This is a genomic window from Saprospiraceae bacterium (assembly GCA_026129545.1).
GTDB lineage: Bacteria > Bacteroidota > Bacteroidia > Chitinophagales > Saprospiraceae > M3007.
In genome coordinates, this window is the sequence record JAHCHX010000002.1 from 117937 (window position 1) to 134243 (window position 16307).

Sequence of the window (16307 nt, forward strand, 5' to 3'; positions counted from 1 at the left end):
AACCGATGTCGGAATTTTGTCTTGCAATGAAAGGCGTGTGCCGAATTATTCCTCAAAAAGAAAATCGCACACGCCGAAAGAAAAATCCGCACGGCATGACCATAATCCGATTTACCCTCCTCGCATCAGCCCTTTGGACAGGATGCCTTTCGGCGCAAACCCCAGCGCCCCCTGCCAATGTGGCCGCCTCGGGCTACGACAGCCACATCGAGCTGCACTGGCAACCCAGCAACTCCCCCAATATCACAGGCTACCAAGTATTCCGCTCCACCGACGGCTCGCAATTCGACCTCTTGCAAAGCGTCGGCCCCTCCACCCGCTCCATCATTGACTGGACGGGCGACGAGGGGCAGGCACTCACGCGCCACTACAAAGTGCGGGCGACAGCTGCACTCGGCGCGCTCAGCGATTTTTCAGAACCCGCCTCCGCCACCACCGCCGCCATGAGCGACGAACAACTCATGGACATGGTGCAGCAATATACCTTCCGATATTTCTGGGACTTTGCCCACCCGCTTAGCGGACTGGCACGCGAACGCAGCAATGGCGACAACAACATCGTGACCACCGGAGGCTCGGGGTTTGGCATCATGGCCATCGTGGTGGCCACAGAACGGGGCTGGGTGACGCGAGAAGCCGCCGTGAACCGCATGATTCAAATCATTTCCTTCCTCCAACTCGCCGACCGCTTTCACGGCGTTTTCCCGCACTGGCTCAACGGCTCCACTGGCAAGGCCATCCCGTTTAGCCAATACGACGATGGCGGCGACTTGGTGGAGACAGCGTTTTTGATGCAAGGACTATTGACGGCGCGGCAGTATTTTGACCAGAACACCCCCCTAGAAAATGCCCTGCGAAACGCCATCACGGGTCTTTGGGAGGCGGTGGAGTGGGACTGGTATCGAAAAAACGGCAGCGGAACCCTCTACTGGCATTGGTCGCCCAACCACGGCTGGCAAATGAATTTTCCCCTGCGAGGCTTCAACGAAACACACATCACCTACCTGCTTGCGGCCGCTTCCCCGACACACGGGGTGCCGGGCAGCCTCTATCAGACGGGCTGGACGGCTGGCAACTACGCCAATGCAAGCACCTACTACGGCTATCCCATATTCTGCGGCCCGCCAGCGGGCGGGCCACTCTTCTTCGCGCACTACTCCTATTTGGGCTTCGACCCTCGCAACGTGAAGGATGCCTTTTGCAACTATTTCCAGCGCAATCGCAACCACTCGCTCATCCAACACGCTTACAGCATCAACAACCCATCCAACTTCACGGGCTACTCGGCTGAATGTTGGGGACTTACCTCCAGCGACGACCCCATCACCGGCTACCGCGAGCACCACCCCGGCTACGACAACGGCACCATCGCGCCCACCGCAGCCCTGTCGTCCATGCCCTACACACCCAGCGAGAGCCTTGCTGCCCTGCGCCATTTCTACCGTGCGCAAGGCGAGCGGCTATGGGGCCAATACGGGTTTTACGACGCTTTCAACCTGAAGTTGGACTGGTTCGCATCGTCCTATCTCGCCATAGACCAAGGCCCCATCGTGGTGATGCTGGAAAACCATCGCACGGGATTGCTATGGGACCTTTTCATGCAAAACCCGGAGATACAGCCCGCACTTGAGGCACTCGGCTTTCAACCCGACGCAAGCGGCACACAAACGGATTTTTTGGGAAAAAACGGCTTCGACGTGTTCGTTTTCCCCAATCCCATAGGCGCCGAAGAAATGTTGAACGTGGAATGTTCCATTCTCGCGCCGCAAAAACTGACACTACGAATAATTGACACGCAGGGCAGGCCCGTCCGAGCATTGTTCCAAGACATGGAAATGCCGGCGGGCCTTTTTCAAAAAACACTTCACTTGAAAGACCTTCCGCAGGGAATTTATTTTTTGGAAATGACAGGCAGCAAAGGCGGAAGATGGACAGGGAAGGTAATGGTGAAATAACCAACGCATAAAACTGCAACGCACTTTCATACACACACAACCAATCTAAAAATTATGAAAAAGCTCTTCCTTACCACATTGCTCGCCTTGATGAGCCTTGTCGTGGCAACAGCCCAAACCCAAATCGTCTATGAAGACTTTGAGGGCGGCACATCCGACCTCGCATGGGAGGCAGCCAACGGCACCTACAACGGTGTCATCGCCAACCCCGGCCCCGATGCCGTGAACGGCAGCGGCTTCGTCGGCTCTTACACAAAAAGCGGCTCTCACGCCTACAGCCTTTTCTGGGTGCAAAACCTGCCCCCGCTCAACCTCACGGAGTTCAACCAATTCAAACTCAAAGTCTGGTGCGCCACCGCCACCCCCGTGCTGCTCAAACTCGAAGGCACCGGGCCTGCCATCGAAAAAACCGCCTTGATGCCCGCCGCCAATCAGTGGGTGGAGCTCACTTTTGATTTTAGTGCCGCCGAGTATTACACGGGGCTGACGAAAATCATCATCTTCTTCGACCCCGGCACCGAGAGCAGCGCCCACACCTACTATTTCGACGACCTCCGTGCCGTGAAGGCCCCGCAAGACATCGAAACCTTCGAGGCTCCCTCCGGCATCACTTGGACAAGCCTGAACGGCACGTACCTCGGTGCCATCGCCAACCCCGCACCCGACGCGGTGAACGGCTCAGCCACCGTGGGCGCTTTCGTCAACAACCCCAACTTCGACTTCAACTTTGCGTTCGGCACACGCTCCACGCCGCTTGACTTGTCCACTTACAATCAGTTCAAAATCAAAATGTGGGCACCGAAAAACACGGAGATGCTGTTCAAGTTGGAAGGCCCCGGCGGGCAAATAGAGCAGTTCAAAAACATCGCCGTCGCCAACAAATGGCAAGAATACACCTTCGATTTTTCTGGGGCAGCCAATCTGACCCAGTTGGACAAGATTCTCGTCGTGTTCTCTCCTTTCATAACTGGCAGCAGCGACACCTTCTACATTGATGACATTCAGGCGTTGCCACAAGGCCCTTGCTTGGGCGCCACACCCAACCCAGATATCCTCGACGACTTTGATTGCAATCGCAACGCGGTCTATGGCATCGGTTGGGACAGCATCCATGTCGTGCAAAACCCAGCGCCCAGCCCCGACAACAACTCCCGCAAGGTGGGCGAGTTCCGTCGGCGCACTGGCCCCGGCACCGAATATGCCGCATTTGTGATAGACAATGGCAAGCCCATTGACCTGAGCGAGCGCTACCTGTTTGGCCTCAAAGTATGGGCACCCAAAACTGGCACCCTGCTGCTCAAAATAGAGGGCGGCTCGGGGGCCAAAGAAGTGGGCGTGCCTGTGACAGAGGTCAACAAATGGGTGGAATACTTCGTGGACTTCAAGAGCGAAATCGGCAAAGGACACACGCGCTTGGTCATTTTCTTCAATGCCGGCGTGAATGGCGAGCCGGGCGAAATCTACTACGCGGACGACATCAAGTTGTATGCGCCCAAGGGCATCAACGTGGAAGACTTTCAGGAGTCGCCGCTCAACCTGGGTTGGCAGCCGCTCAACGGCGACAACGTCATCCACGGCAACTTCACCGCCCCGACCGCCAACCCCAGCCCGAACGCGGTGAACAGCTCGTCGCAAGTGGGTTGCTACTCGAAAGGCTCGTCGCCCCTTTCCACCTTGCAAGCCATCAATCTGACGGCCAACTTCGACTTGACGGATTTTCCCCAATTCAACCTCGACGTGCTCAGCCCAGCCAGCGTCGCGCCGGGCACCAAAGTCAGGATGCAACTTTTCTCGCCCATCGCGGGCAACCAATCGGTCGAAGCCGCCATTGCCACACCCGGCGAATGGGAGACGCTTGGCTTCGATTTCTCGCCGTTCTCCGCCGTCGCCGATTTTGGCGAAATTCGCATCATCTTCAACCCCGACGCCGCCTCCCCCGGCCAGTCGTGGTGCATTGACAACCTCCGTCAGGGCATAGCCACCGTGGACCCCTGCATTGACGTGCAACCCAATCCGGTGTTCATTGACGACTTTGAGTGTCAGCGCAACTATGTCGAGATTTTCTACGGCGCGAGCGACTTGAAAGTCATCAACAACCCGCAACAGACGGTCGAAAACTCGTCGTTGAGAGTGGGCGAATACAACGACCCGGCAGGTGCCGGCACCGAGTTCGCAGGCATCGGCTTCACATTGCCCGCCCCTCCTGATTTGAGTTTGAACAATCAATTGGAAGTGCAGGTATGGTCGCCGTTCGACAATGTGCCTTTCCTTTTCAAAATTCAAGGCAACGGCGCCAACGTGGAAAGATGGGACACGCTGCCAGCAAAGAACAAGTGGCACACCTTCAGTCTCGATTTTAGCGCAGCGCAAGGGACACCGGGCAATCAAATTGTCATCTTCTTCAACGTGCTAAGCCCAACTGGCGGCGGCACCTATTATGTGGACAACATTCGCTGGCGACGCAAGGGGTATAGTGGCTGCGTGGGCGACAATGAAACGGCCAACACCACATTGCCCAATTTCGCCTACTTCAACAACAACCCCTTGGATGGCCAAACAACCACCATCGTGGACAATCCCCTAAAAGCAGGCATCAACACCAGCAACAAGGTCATCCGCTATGTGCAGTCTGGGTCTGCGCCTATTTTCTCCGGTGCATTCGCTGACCTGGATGCAGCCATAGATTTTAAAGGCAACAAACAAATCAGGACGAAAGTGCTGATGGACCACATCGGCAAGTTCACCATGAAGGTAGAGGTGTTTGGCAACCCGATTCCGCCCATCGAAATCACCGCCGACAACACAAAGGTGAACGAGTGGGAAGAACTCGTGTTCGCGTTCCCAACCGTGGGCGACAACGACAGATACAATCGCCTCACGGTACTCGTTGATATCGGCTCCACCGGCACCGGCACCGACCGCGTTACCTACTTCGACGACATCATCATCGGCGATGGCGTGTGCGGTGCGGTCAGCACCTTCACGCCTACGGTGGCCGCGATGCGCATCCTGCCCAACCCCGTGTCGGACTACTTGCGCGTGGAGAATTTCGAGGGCATCAACCGCATTGACGTCTTCAACATCTTTGGTCAACGGCTCTCATCGGTCAATACCTCCGGCGACTCGCAGACGCGCATTGACGTGACCTCATTGCCTGCGGGCATTTACACCATGGCGGGTTACAACGAACAGGGTCAACTGATTGGCAACGCCAAGTTTGTGAAACAGTAAACAGCGAACGGTTTACGGTACACGGTACACGGCGTTTCAGATTCCGTGCATCGTGTACCGTGTGCCGTGTGCCGTGCATCGTTCACCGTCTAATCGTTTCGTCATGCTCCCTCGCTATTTGCTGGCATTGAGCCTTTTCTTTCTATTTCCTTTCGTAAAAGCACAAAAACCCGCTCTCGCCATCGGCGCGGAAAAACCGCCCTTTTCCCTCGACGAGCTCCAGCGCCGCCACTTCCTTTATTTCTGGGAACTGGCGCACAAGACGACTTTTCAAATCCCCGACCGCTACCCCCGCGACGATTTTTCGAGCATCGCCGCCACAGGATTTGGCCTTTCCACCTACCTCGTCGGCGCGGAAAGAGGCTGGATTACCCGCACACAAGCGGCAGAGCGAGTCTTGAACACCCTTCGTTTTTTGAAAAATTTGCCGCAAGGCCCCGAAGCCTCCGGCACGGCTGGTTATCGCGGTTGGTTCTATCATTTTCTCAACAACGACGACGCGCTTCGTTACAAAAATGTCGAACTCTCCAGTATTGACACGGGCTTGCTCATGGCGGGCGTGCTCTCGTGCATGAGTTATTTCGACCAAAATAACCCCACCGAAAAAGAAATCCGCGCTCTTGCCGACTTCCTCTATCGCCGCGTCGAGTTCGACTGGTACCTCAACGAGCACCACCGCATGAGCATGGGCTGGTTTCCCGAACGCGGCTTCCTCGCCGCCGAATGGCGCGGCTACAACGAGGCCATGATACTCGTTGTCATGGCGCTCGGCTCACCCACTCACCCCATTCCCGCCGCTGGCTGGGACGCTTGGTGCCAATCATACTACCGCACCGACTTCAAAGGCCAGGACATGGTGAATTTCGGCCCACATTTCGGCCACCAGTACAGCCATGTTTGGATAGACTTTAAAGGGATTCAAGACCCATACATGAAAAAAGCGGGTTTCGATTATTTTGAAAACTCCCGCCGCGCCACCCTCGCCAATCGCCAGCACTGCATTGACAATCCCCTCAAATTCAAAGGCTACGGCGAAAATATCTGGGGACTCACGGCTGGCGACGGCCCCGACGCCGAAATGGAACACGAGGGAAAACGCATCTTTTGCCCCGGCTACAGCGCGCGCGGCGTGGCGATTGACTACCTCGACGACGACGGCACCATCGCCCCCACGGCCGCGCTCGCGTCCATGCCTTTCGCGCCCGAAGTGGTGCTGCCCACCGCCGAGGCGATGTGGAATCGCTGGCCGGTCGGCCCCTATGGCTTTTTCGACGGCTACAACGAAACGTTCACCGCTCTCGCCAAGTCGCCGAACGCCCAAGCGGGCTATCCGTTCTGGGTGGACCGCGACCAACTCGGCATTGACCAAGGCCCCATTGTGCTCATGATTGAGAACTACCGCAGCGGCCTGCTTTGGAATTTGATGAAAAAAAACCCCTACATCGTGCAGGGGCTGAAACGGGCGGGATTCACCGGCGGCTGGCTCGACAAAGTTGATTTCCCAAAACTTGCCAAAGGCATTACTTGGGCCGATGGTGAAAAAGCCAAACCCAACCCCGACGTTCCCGTTGACAATAACAGCTTTTTCAAAAGACTGGATTACAAAGACGCGGCGGGGAATAAACTGCCTTATCAGTTGGCAGAACCAGCGAATCCGAAAAAAGGAGAGCAATATCCTTTAGTCATTTTCCTGCACGGCTCCGGCGAGCGCGGTGTGGACAACTCCTCCCAAATGAAAAACGCTGTCCATGCTTTTGTGGAAAAAGAGATGCGCCAAAAACACCCTTGCTACCTGCTCGTGCCGCAATGCCCGCCCAACGAACGCTGGGCTGGCTCCTCCCGCGACCCGAAACTTGTTTTTGATGAAAAAAATCCGACCGTGCCGGGGCGTATGGTCATCGAGTTGCTCGAAAAAACTTTGCAGGAACACCCAGACATTGACCGCAATCGCGTGTATATCACGGGTTTGAGCATGGGCGGCTTCGGAACGTTCGACGCTTTGATGCGCCGCCCCGATTTGTTCGCAGCAGGTATGCCGCTTTGTGGTGGCGGCGATGCTTCGCAAGTCGAGCGTATCAAAAACATCCCGCTTTGGGTGTTTCACGGGCGCTTGGACGAGGCGGTTCAACCAAAATTTTCTTGGGAAATGGCGGAGGCGTTGAAAAAAGTCGGCGGCAAGATGCAGTACACGGAATATTCGACTCTGGGGCACAACGTGTGGGACGTGACGTACTACAACCCGGCGGTGCTGGAGTGGCTTTTTAGTCAAAAAAAGTAGGTTGATAAAGGTTGATGAGGGTTGATAAAAGTTGATAATCAACCTTCATAAACTTTCATCAACCTTTATCAACCATAAAACTAACCCCCTCGTAAACATCCGACAACTCCAACGTCACCCCCAAAGCCGGAATCGGGAAACGCTCGTCGGATTGCAGGTAAGTGGACGCTTCCCAATCGCCGTTTTCCAACTTGACGCGCACCTCGACGAAGATTTTTTCAGAGTCCACGAGGATGTAGTTTTGGAGCGAGGCGATGTTTTTGTAAAGAATGAATTTGTCAGTAGAGTCATAAATCCGCGAGCTTTTGGACATGACTTCGAAGATGACGGAAGGATGTTGGATGATGTACTGGTTGTCGGCATCACGCGGGTCGGAAGTTACGATGACATCGGGGTAGGTGTAATCATTTTCAGCACCAAATTGCGCTTTGACGTTCTCCGTCTGGACGCGCAAGTTTTTGAGGATTTGTTTCAACGCTGCTTTGAGATTGAAACAAATATCGTTGTGGTCAACTGTTGTGCCGGGCATGGGTATCAGGTTTCCGTTGATAAACTCGTGGCGGATTTCAGAGCGTTCCTCGAACTCGATATATTCCTCGACGGTCATCGGGCGGCTGGTAGTCAAAACTTCGTCCTTCATGTTGTAAATCATTTGAAATGAAAAAATCAAAGGAAACTAACCCCCTCATAAACAGCTGATAACTCCAACGTCACCCCCAAAGCCGGAATCGAAAAACGCTCGTCGGATTGCAGGTAAGTGGACGCTTCCCATTCGCCGTTTTCCAACTTGACGCGCACCTCGACGAAGATTTTTTCAGAGTCCACGAGGATGTAATTTTGGAGCGAGGCGATGTTCTTGTAGCGGATGAATTTGTCGGCGGCATCTTCGATGCGGGAGCTTTTGGACATGACTTCGAAGATAACGGAGGGGTACTGAATAAGGTAGCGTTGCTTGAAATCGCGCTTGTCGCCAGTCACTATTACATCAGGATAAGTGTAATCCTTCTCAGATGAGATTTGGACTTTCACGTTTTCCTGTTGGATTTTGAAATCTGCTTTTGACAGCAGCGAACGAAGCAGTATGACGAGATTGATACAAATGTCATTGTGGAATAGGGTAGTGCCGGGCATAGGTATCAGGTTTCCGTTGATGAATTCGTGGCGGATTTCGGAGCGTTCCTCGAACTCGATATACTCCTCGACGGTCATCGGGCGGCTGGTAGTCAAAACTTCGTCCTTCATGTCGTAAATTTTTGATTGGACAAAAATACACTTCAGGCATCAAACTTTCAAGAATGAGAAAACTCGCGTACCTCCTTTTTTTCATAAACCTGCTGTACCTCAACACAATACAGGCTCAAATCTACCGCCCGTCGTCTGCCAACGAACAGCGCGTCAGCGACCTGCTCGCGGCCATGACGCTGGACGAAAAAATCGGCCAGCTCACCCTCTACACCACCGACTGGGGCAGCACTGGGCCGACGATTCGCGAAGGCTACAAAAACGACATACGTTCCGGCGCTTGCGGCAACCTGTTCAACAGCCACACCGTCGGCTTCGTGCGCGAGCTGCAAAAAGTCGCCGTCGAAGAAACCCGGCTGAAAATCCCCTTGCTCTTTGGATTCGACGTGATTCACGGCTACAAAACCATTTTCCCGATTCCCCTCGGCGAGGCCGCGAGTTGGGATCTGGAAGCCATCGAAAAATCCGCCCGCGTCTCCTCCACCGAAGCCGCCGCCGCTGGCCTCAATTGGACTTTCGCCCCCATGGTGGACATCTCGCGCGACCCGCGTTGGGGCCGCGTGATGGAAGGCGCCGGTGAAGACCCCTGCCTCGGCAGCCGCATCGCCGAAGCGCGGGTGCGCGGCATTCAGGGCAAAAAAATCGGCGACACCGATGCCTTACTCGCCTGCGTGAAACACTTTGCCGGCTACGGCGCGCCCATCGCCGGGCGCGACTACAACACGGTGGACATGAGCGAACGCTACTTCCGCGAGTTTTACCTGCCGCCCTACGAGGCCGCCGTTCGGGCGGGCGCGGCGACGGTGATGACCTCTTTCAACGACTACGACGGCGTGCCCGCCACAGGAAACAAATACTTGCTCACCGACATCCTGCGCAAAGAGTGGGGATTCAGGGGCTTCGTCGTCACCGACTACACCTCCATCAACGAAATGGTCAATCACGGCGTGGCCGCCGACGATAAAGCAGCTGGCGAACTTGCGCTCAACGCAGGCGTGGACATGGATATGCAAGGCGCGGTCTATCAGCGTTTTTTGAAAAAATCCGTGCAAGAAGGCAAGGTCAAAATGGCTGACATTGACGAAGCCGTGAGAAGAATTTTAAGGCTGAAATTTGAATTGGGCTTGTTTGAAGACCCCTACAAATTCTGCGACGAGACCCGCCAAACGACCACCCTGCTCAGCCTCGAACACCGCGCCGCCGCCCGCGACGTGTCGCGCAAGAGCATCGTTTTGTTGAAAAATCAAAACAATGTTTTACCGCTGAACAAGAGTCAAAAAATAGCCCTCATCGGCCCGCTGGCCGACAACAAAAGCGAACTCATCGGCAACTGGAACGGCGCGGGCAACGCGAATGATTGCGTGAGTTTGCAAGAAGGTATCGCTAACCTTCGGTTGGCGAACCTCGCTTTTGCGCGTGGCTGCGAAATGGAAGGCACGGACAAATCCGGCTTCGACGAAGCCTTGCGCATCGCGCAAACCGCTGACGTGGTGGTGGTCGCAGTCGGCGAAAAAGCCATGATGAGCGGCGAAGCCGCGTCGCGCGCCGACATCACCTTGCCCGGAGTACAGGAAGATTTGGTGCTGGAACTCGTGAAAACCGGCAAACCCGTCATCGTCGTTTTGATGAACGGCAGGCCGCTCGCCATCCCGAAAATCGCCGAAAGCGCCGCCGCCATTTTAGAGACTTGGTGGCTCGGCACCGAAGCGGGCAACGCCATCGCCGACGTGCTGTTCGGCGACTACAATCCTTCTGGCAAATTGCCGATGACTTTCCCGCGCTCGGTCGGTCAAGTCCCCATTTTTTACAACGAAAAAAGCACAGGGCGGCCTTTCGACCCGAACTCAAAATGGACGAGCAAGTACATTGACGAGGAAAACGCACCGCTTTTCCCCTTCGGTTTTGGCCTCAGTTACACGACGTTTAGTTACAGCGAGCCGAAGGTTGACAAAGCCGTTTTCAAGAAAGGAGAAAATTTACAAATCACCGTGAGCGTGAAAAACTCGGGAAGCCGCGCAGGGGAAGAAGTCGTGCAACTTTATGTGCGCGACCTCGTCGGCTCGGTCACGCGGCCTGTGAAAGAGTTGAAAGGTTTCCAAAAAATCATGTTGAAAGCGGGAGAATCGCGGGAAGTGAAATTCACGCTGACGGAGCGCGATTTGAGTTTTTGGCGGGGCGACATGACCTTCGGCACGGAGGCGGGCGAGTTCGACATCATGGTGGGCGGCGATTCGGCGGATTTCAAAAAGGCGCGGGTGCGGATGACGGATTAGGCGAATACCTCGGCCACCTTGATTTTCAAGCCCGCCAGCACCACTGACTCCACCTCGCCGCCTTCCTCGCCCAAAAAAGCCAAATCGTAAACCCCGTCTTTTAAGACATGAACTTCGATGGTGCGGCTGCGCGGGTCCACAATCCAGTATTCCGACACCCCAAGCCTTTGATAGATTTTGAGTTTGTCGCCCCGGTCAATTTTGTAAGTGCCGGGCGAGAGGATTTCAACGAGCAAATCGGGAGTGCCCTCGATACCCCCCCTTTGAATAATGTGCGCTTTTGCAGCAGAGACAAAAATGATGTCGGGCTGAACGAAGTTTTCTTCGTCGAGATAGACATCGTAGGGGGCGTGGAATATTCTCCCCACCATTTTTTCAGGAACGTGGCGGAAAAAAATTCGCAGCAGGTTAGAAGAGGCATTTTGGTGGTCAGTGTCGGGAGATACTCTTTTCACGATTTCGCCATTGATAAGTTCATAGAAATAGCCCGGCTCAAAAATGTCCAGTTCCAGAAACTCGCGGACGGTGAGCGTTTTTTCCAGCGTGGTCGTCATTGTTCAAAAGTTGAATTTGCGAAACAAAAATAGTCTTTTCTAACCACTTTTCATTTTGGAAATAAAAACCGTAATCGTATGAAGCACATTTTTACAAAACTCAAAAAAAGGCGGGCAGCACTGCCACTGCTGCTGTTCGGCCTGCTGTCGTTCCAAACGACATTTGCACAAGTCCGCGTCACAGGGCGCGTGACCGATGCCAGCAACGGTGAGGCACTCATTGGCACCACCGTCAGGGAAAAGGACGCGAACGCGGGCACCACCACTGACTTCGACGGCAACTTTGGCTTCGAGGTGAGCAGCGCGGATGCCACGCTGGTGTTCGAGTACACGGGTTTTTTGCTCAAGGAAGTTCCGCTCAATGGCAAGACGTACATAGAGGTAGCCATGGGCGAGGATGTCAGTCTTTTGGGCGAAATCGTCGTGGTCGGCTATGGCACCCAGCGCAAAAGCGACCTCACAGGAGCGGTCGGCACGGTGAAGGCCAAGGATATTGAGCGCATCCCGTCCGCGTCGGTTGACCAAGCCTTGCAAGGCAAAATCGCGGGCGTGTATGTGACCCCCGCCAGCGGGCAGCCGGGCGCGGCAGCCATCATCAGAATACGCGGCACTGGCACCCTCAACAACGCCAACCCGCTTTTTGTGGTGGATGGTATGTTGCTGGACGATATTTCATTCGTCAACCCACAGGATGTGGAATCGGTCGAGGTGCTGAAAGATGCCTCCGCGACAGCGATTTACGGCAACCGGGGCGCCAATGGGGTCATCATCATCACCACCAAGCGGGGCAAAAAAGGCGACGCGGTCATCTCGCTGGGCAGCTATTATGGCTCCCAAGCAGTGACGCGCCAGATACCGATGGCCAACGCCGCGCAGTTCGCACAGCTCTATAACGAACTGACCAACTCCTCCTACTTCCCCGACCCGGCCTCATTGGGCGAAGGAACCAACTGGCAGGACGTGATTTTCCGGGATGCCCCCATCGCAAACGTGCAGGTCAGCGCCATGGGCGGCTCCGACAAGCTGCTCTATAATGTGTCGGCCAACTACTTCAAGCAGGACGGCATCATTCGCGAGTCGCAGTTTGAGCGGGTTTCGCTGCGGCTCAACAACGAGTACCAGCTGAACAAATCCATCAAATTGGGCAACAACGTCGTGTTTTTCAATGCCAAATCACAAAACCCGCCGGGTGTGTTGGGTTCCGCTTACCGAATGCCGCCAGTGTTTGGGGTGCGCGATTCTGTTGGCAATTTCAGCGACCCGACATTTTTCGGCGCGGCCATTGCCAACCCCGCCGCGGATTTGTTTTACAAAAACAACAATCACACCACCGGGCGACGTCTCGTGGGCACGGTGTTCGCCGACGTCAAATTGTTCAAACACTTTACTTTCCGCAGCAACCTGGGCGGCGATTTCGCCTTTTTCCGCGACAAATACTACGAACCGGTTTTCCGGGTGTCGAACTCGCAACTGAACATCGAGGACAAACTCAATATCGGTGTCAACGAAAACCGCTCTTGGCTTTGGGAAAACACGCTGAACTTCGACAAAGAGTGGAAAGACCTGCGCCTCAATGTGTTGGGCGGATACACCGCGCAGGAAAACTACTATGAGTTCTTCGGCGCGGGGCGGCGCAACTTTCCTTCCGGCGACGACGAGCTGCTCTTCCTGAACGCGGGCGATGTGCTCACGCAGACCAACTCGGGCGGCGCTGGCGAATGGGCCATGGCGAGCTATCTCGGACGCATCAACGTCACTTTGTTCGACCGCTACCTCCTTACCGCCTCCATCCGTGCCGACGGTTCTTCCCGATTCGCGGCATCCAACCGCTGGGGCTATTTCCCTTCTTTTGCGGTGGGTTGGAATATCGCGCAGGAACGATTCATGGCTAGCCAACGAGTGTTCGACCGCTTGAAACTACGCGCTTCGTGGGGCATAGTGGGCAACGACAAAACCCAACTCTACCCTTCGTTCGGCTCCATCACGGGCAATCTGGGGGTCATACTCGGCCCCGATGAGACGCTCAACCAAGGCGCCTCGCTCATCTTCCTCGCCAACCCGAACGTGCGCTGGGAAAGCGCCCGCCAGACCGATGTGGGGGTAGAGTTTGCGCTGCTCAACAATCGCTTGACGGCAGAGGTGGACTGGTACAATCGCTACACCTACGACATTCTCTCCGCCCCACCCATACCTTCTTACGTCGGTTCGCAGGGCAATCCTGTCGTCAACGTGGCCGATGTGCAAAACGTAGGCTGGGACTTCACGCTGGGCTGGCGCAACTCGCACAATCGGTTCTCTTACAACATCACGGGCATTTTTTCCACTGTCGACAACGAGGTGATGAAATTGGACAAACGCCTTTCGCGCGTGTTCAACGGCGGCACGGCGCAAGGCGATTTCGCCACCTTGACAGAGGTAGGCCAACCCATCGGCAGTTTTTATGGTTTTGTCACCAACGGCGTTTTCCAAACTGCCGACGAAGCCGCGAGCAGCCCGCGCCTCGGCAACGAAACAGCCGGCGACTTGCGCTATGTTGACCTGAATGGCGACGGTGTCATCAACTCGGAAGACCGCACCTATTTGGGCAGCCCGATTCCGAAGTTCAACTACGGCTTCACGGCGAGCTTCGACTTTGCAGGCCTCGACTTTGCTGCGGATTTCTTCGGCGTGTCCGGCAACAAAGTGGTCAACACCAAGGCCTTGGCGCGTTTCGCGGTCTACAACTGGGAACAATCGTTCTTCGACGGGCGCTGGACAGGGCCGGGCACCAGCACCGACAAACCACGCATCACCAACGGCGGACACAACTATCGAATGTCTGACTATTGGGTAGAGGATGGCTCATTTTTCCGACTGCGAAGCATCGTATTGGGTTATTCGCTCCCCGGCAAGGTGGTTTCCAGAATTGGGTTGACGCGCTTTAGAGTGTATGCCAGCGGCACCAACCTTTGGACCAAACAGCAGTATTCGGGTTACTCGCCGGAATTTCCCGGCAGCAGCGTTTTCACCGCTGGGCTTGATTACGGGAATTACCCGATTGCCAAGACGCTCCTTTTCGGGCTGGATGTGTCATTCTAAAGCGCAGTATCAAAGTTGAAAAAAAACGCGAGTTCAAAAAAATAATAGCAATATGAAACAGAAGTTTGCTTTTTCGCCAAAAATCATCCTCGCGCTTGCCCTCACGACAAGCACAGTCGTAGGCTGCAAAAAAGAATTTCTCGACCGCAAACCACTCGGCGAGCTGACCTACGACACCTTTTTTGCCACGGAAGCGCAAGCCATTCAGGCCACCAACGCCGTTTACAATCAATTCCGCTCGTGGGAATGTGTGGGCTTGGGTTATCTCGGCGTCACCGACATCATCAGCGACGACGCGGACAAAGGCTCCACGCCCAACGACCAGCCCTTGCTGGCCGACATTGACAACTTCAACTTCGATGCCGCCAACACTTACTTCAGCCAAGTCTGGACGGGCTACTATCGCGCTATCGCACGCGCCAACATCGCCATCAAACGCATCCCCGATGTGCCAAACATGAACGAAACCTTGCGCAAGCGGCTCATCGGCGAGTGCAAATTCCTGCGGGCCTATTCGTATTTCTTGCTGGTGCAGTGGTTCGGCGATTTGCCAATCATCACCGAGCCACTAAGCGCCGAGGATTACTACAACCAAAGCCGCCGACCCGTCGGTGAGGTGCACGCCCTCATCGAACGCGACTTGCTCGATGCCATAGAGGCTCTCCCAAACAAGTCCGGCTACGAGCCGAAGGACTTGGGCCGCGCCACGAAAGGTGCGGCGCAAGGCATTTTGGCAAAACTCTATCTTTTGAAAAAAGACTTCCCCAAGGCGGAGCAGTACAGTCTCGACCTCATCAATTCAATGCAGTACAACCTGCTATCGAGGTACTCCGACAATTTTTTGCCGATTGGCGAAAATGGCGCTGAATCCGTGTTCGAAATCACCGCCGCCGCGTTGCAGCCCGATGCCGGCGGCGTGGTGGGACCGGGTGCCACACCCTACAACATGATACAAGGCGTGCGGGGCAACCCCAACCTCGGCTGGGGCTTCAACCGCCCTTCGGACAACCTCGTGTCTTTTTATGAAAATGGCGACCCCCGCCGCGACGCGACGGTGATTTATGTCGGCGAAGTATTGCCCGATGGCGTGACGGTGGTGCAACCCAACCCAGAAATACTTGTGCCGCGCTTCAATCAGAAAGCATGGGTGCCGCCCCATCCCGGTTTGCAAGACAACGGGCCGGGCAACATTCGAATCCTGCGCTATGCCGATGTGCTGTTGGTGGCGGCAGAGGCTTTGAACGAAAACAACAAGCCCGCCGAGGCATTGATTTTCCTCAATCAAGTGCGCAAACGCGCTCGTGGTACCAGCCAAGTGGTGTTGCCCGACGTGACGGTGACGGACCAAGCACTGCTTCGGGAAAGAATCTATCGCGAGCGCCGGGCAGAATTGGCTATGGAGCAGCACCGTTGGTTCGACCTTTTGCGGTGGGGACGTGCGGAACAAGTGATGCAAGCCGTCGGGAAAAATTTCGTTGCCCCCAAACACTGGCTCCTGCCCATCCCACAAAGCGAGGTGGATTTGACGGATGGAAGCATCAGGCAGAATCCGGGATACTGATGGCTCGTTTGTTGTTCGTTGTTTGTTGTTTGTTGTTTGTTGTTTGTTGTTCGTTGTTCGTTGTTTGTTGGTGGTTGTTTGTTGTTCGTTGTTTGTTGTTTGTTGGTGGTTGTTTGTTGTTCGTTGTTTGTTGTT

9 protein-coding genes are annotated in these 16307 nt (G+C 55.0%); 6 read left to right on the forward strand and 3 right to left on the reverse strand.

Annotated elements, in window-relative coordinates; translation table 11 throughout:
* The first annotated feature begins 95 nt into the window (after positions 1–95).
* From KIS77_14825 to KIS77_14835, 3 genes are all read left to right on the forward strand, one after another.
* Positions 96–1955: a T9SS type A sorting domain-containing protein gene (locus KIS77_14825; protein ID MCW5923615.1), complete on the forward strand. Its 1860-nt coding sequence runs from the start codon at positions 96–98 to the stop codon at positions 1953–1955.
* Between the two features lie 54 nt (positions 1956–2009).
* Entirely contained in the window at positions 2010–5186 is a 3177-nt protein-coding gene (locus tag KIS77_14830; protein ID MCW5923616.1) for a T9SS type A sorting domain-containing protein, read from the forward strand.
* A gap of 103 nt (positions 5187–5289) precedes the next feature.
* Positions 5290–7464 (forward strand): prolyl oligopeptidase family serine peptidase, encoded by a 2175-nt coding sequence (locus tag KIS77_14835; protein ID MCW5923617.1) that lies wholly within the window; start codon positions 5290–5292, stop codon positions 7462–7464.
* A gap of 58 nt (positions 7465–7522) precedes the next feature.
* On the opposite strand, the gene KIS77_14840 is transcribed toward KIS77_14835, so the two are convergent.
* Both KIS77_14840 and KIS77_14845 read right to left on the reverse strand, forming a co-directional pair.
* Complete coding sequence (locus KIS77_14840) at positions 7523–8104, reverse strand: Uma2 family endonuclease (protein MCW5923618.1); 582 nt, start codon at positions 8102–8104, stop codon at positions 7523–7525.
* Positions 8105–8130: 26 nt separating this feature from the next.
* Positions 8131–8706, reverse strand: coding sequence for a Uma2 family endonuclease (locus tag KIS77_14845; protein MCW5923619.1), 576 nt, complete (start codon positions 8704–8706; stop codon positions 8131–8133).
* Between the two features lie 53 nt (positions 8707–8759).
* On the opposite strand from KIS77_14845, the gene KIS77_14850 reads away from it, so the two are divergent.
* Positions 8760–10979, forward strand: a complete 2220-nt coding sequence (locus KIS77_14850) for a glycoside hydrolase family 3 C-terminal domain-containing protein (GenBank protein ID MCW5923620.1) — start codon at positions 8760–8762, stop codon at positions 10977–10979.
* Here KIS77_14850 and KIS77_14855 read toward each other — a convergent pair.
* A complete protein-coding gene (locus KIS77_14855) occupies positions 10976–11533 on the reverse strand; it encodes a Uma2 family endonuclease (GenBank protein ID MCW5923621.1) in 558 nt (185 codons plus the stop codon). The two genes, KIS77_14850 and KIS77_14855, sit on opposite strands and share 4 nt — an antisense overlap.
* A 78-nt stretch (positions 11534–11611) precedes the next feature.
* On the opposite strand from KIS77_14855, the gene KIS77_14860 reads away from it, so the two are divergent.
* Entirely contained in the window at positions 11612–14611 is a 3000-nt protein-coding gene (locus KIS77_14860) for a TonB-dependent receptor (protein MCW5923622.1), read from the forward strand.
* Between the two features lie 52 nt (positions 14612–14663).
* Positions 14664–16172 carry a RagB/SusD family nutrient uptake outer membrane protein gene (locus KIS77_14865; protein MCW5923623.1) on the forward strand — a complete coding sequence of 503 codons (1509 nt, stop codon included), beginning with the start codon at positions 14664–14666 and terminating at the stop codon, positions 16170–16172.
* The last annotated feature ends 135 nt before the right edge of the window (positions 16173–16307 follow it).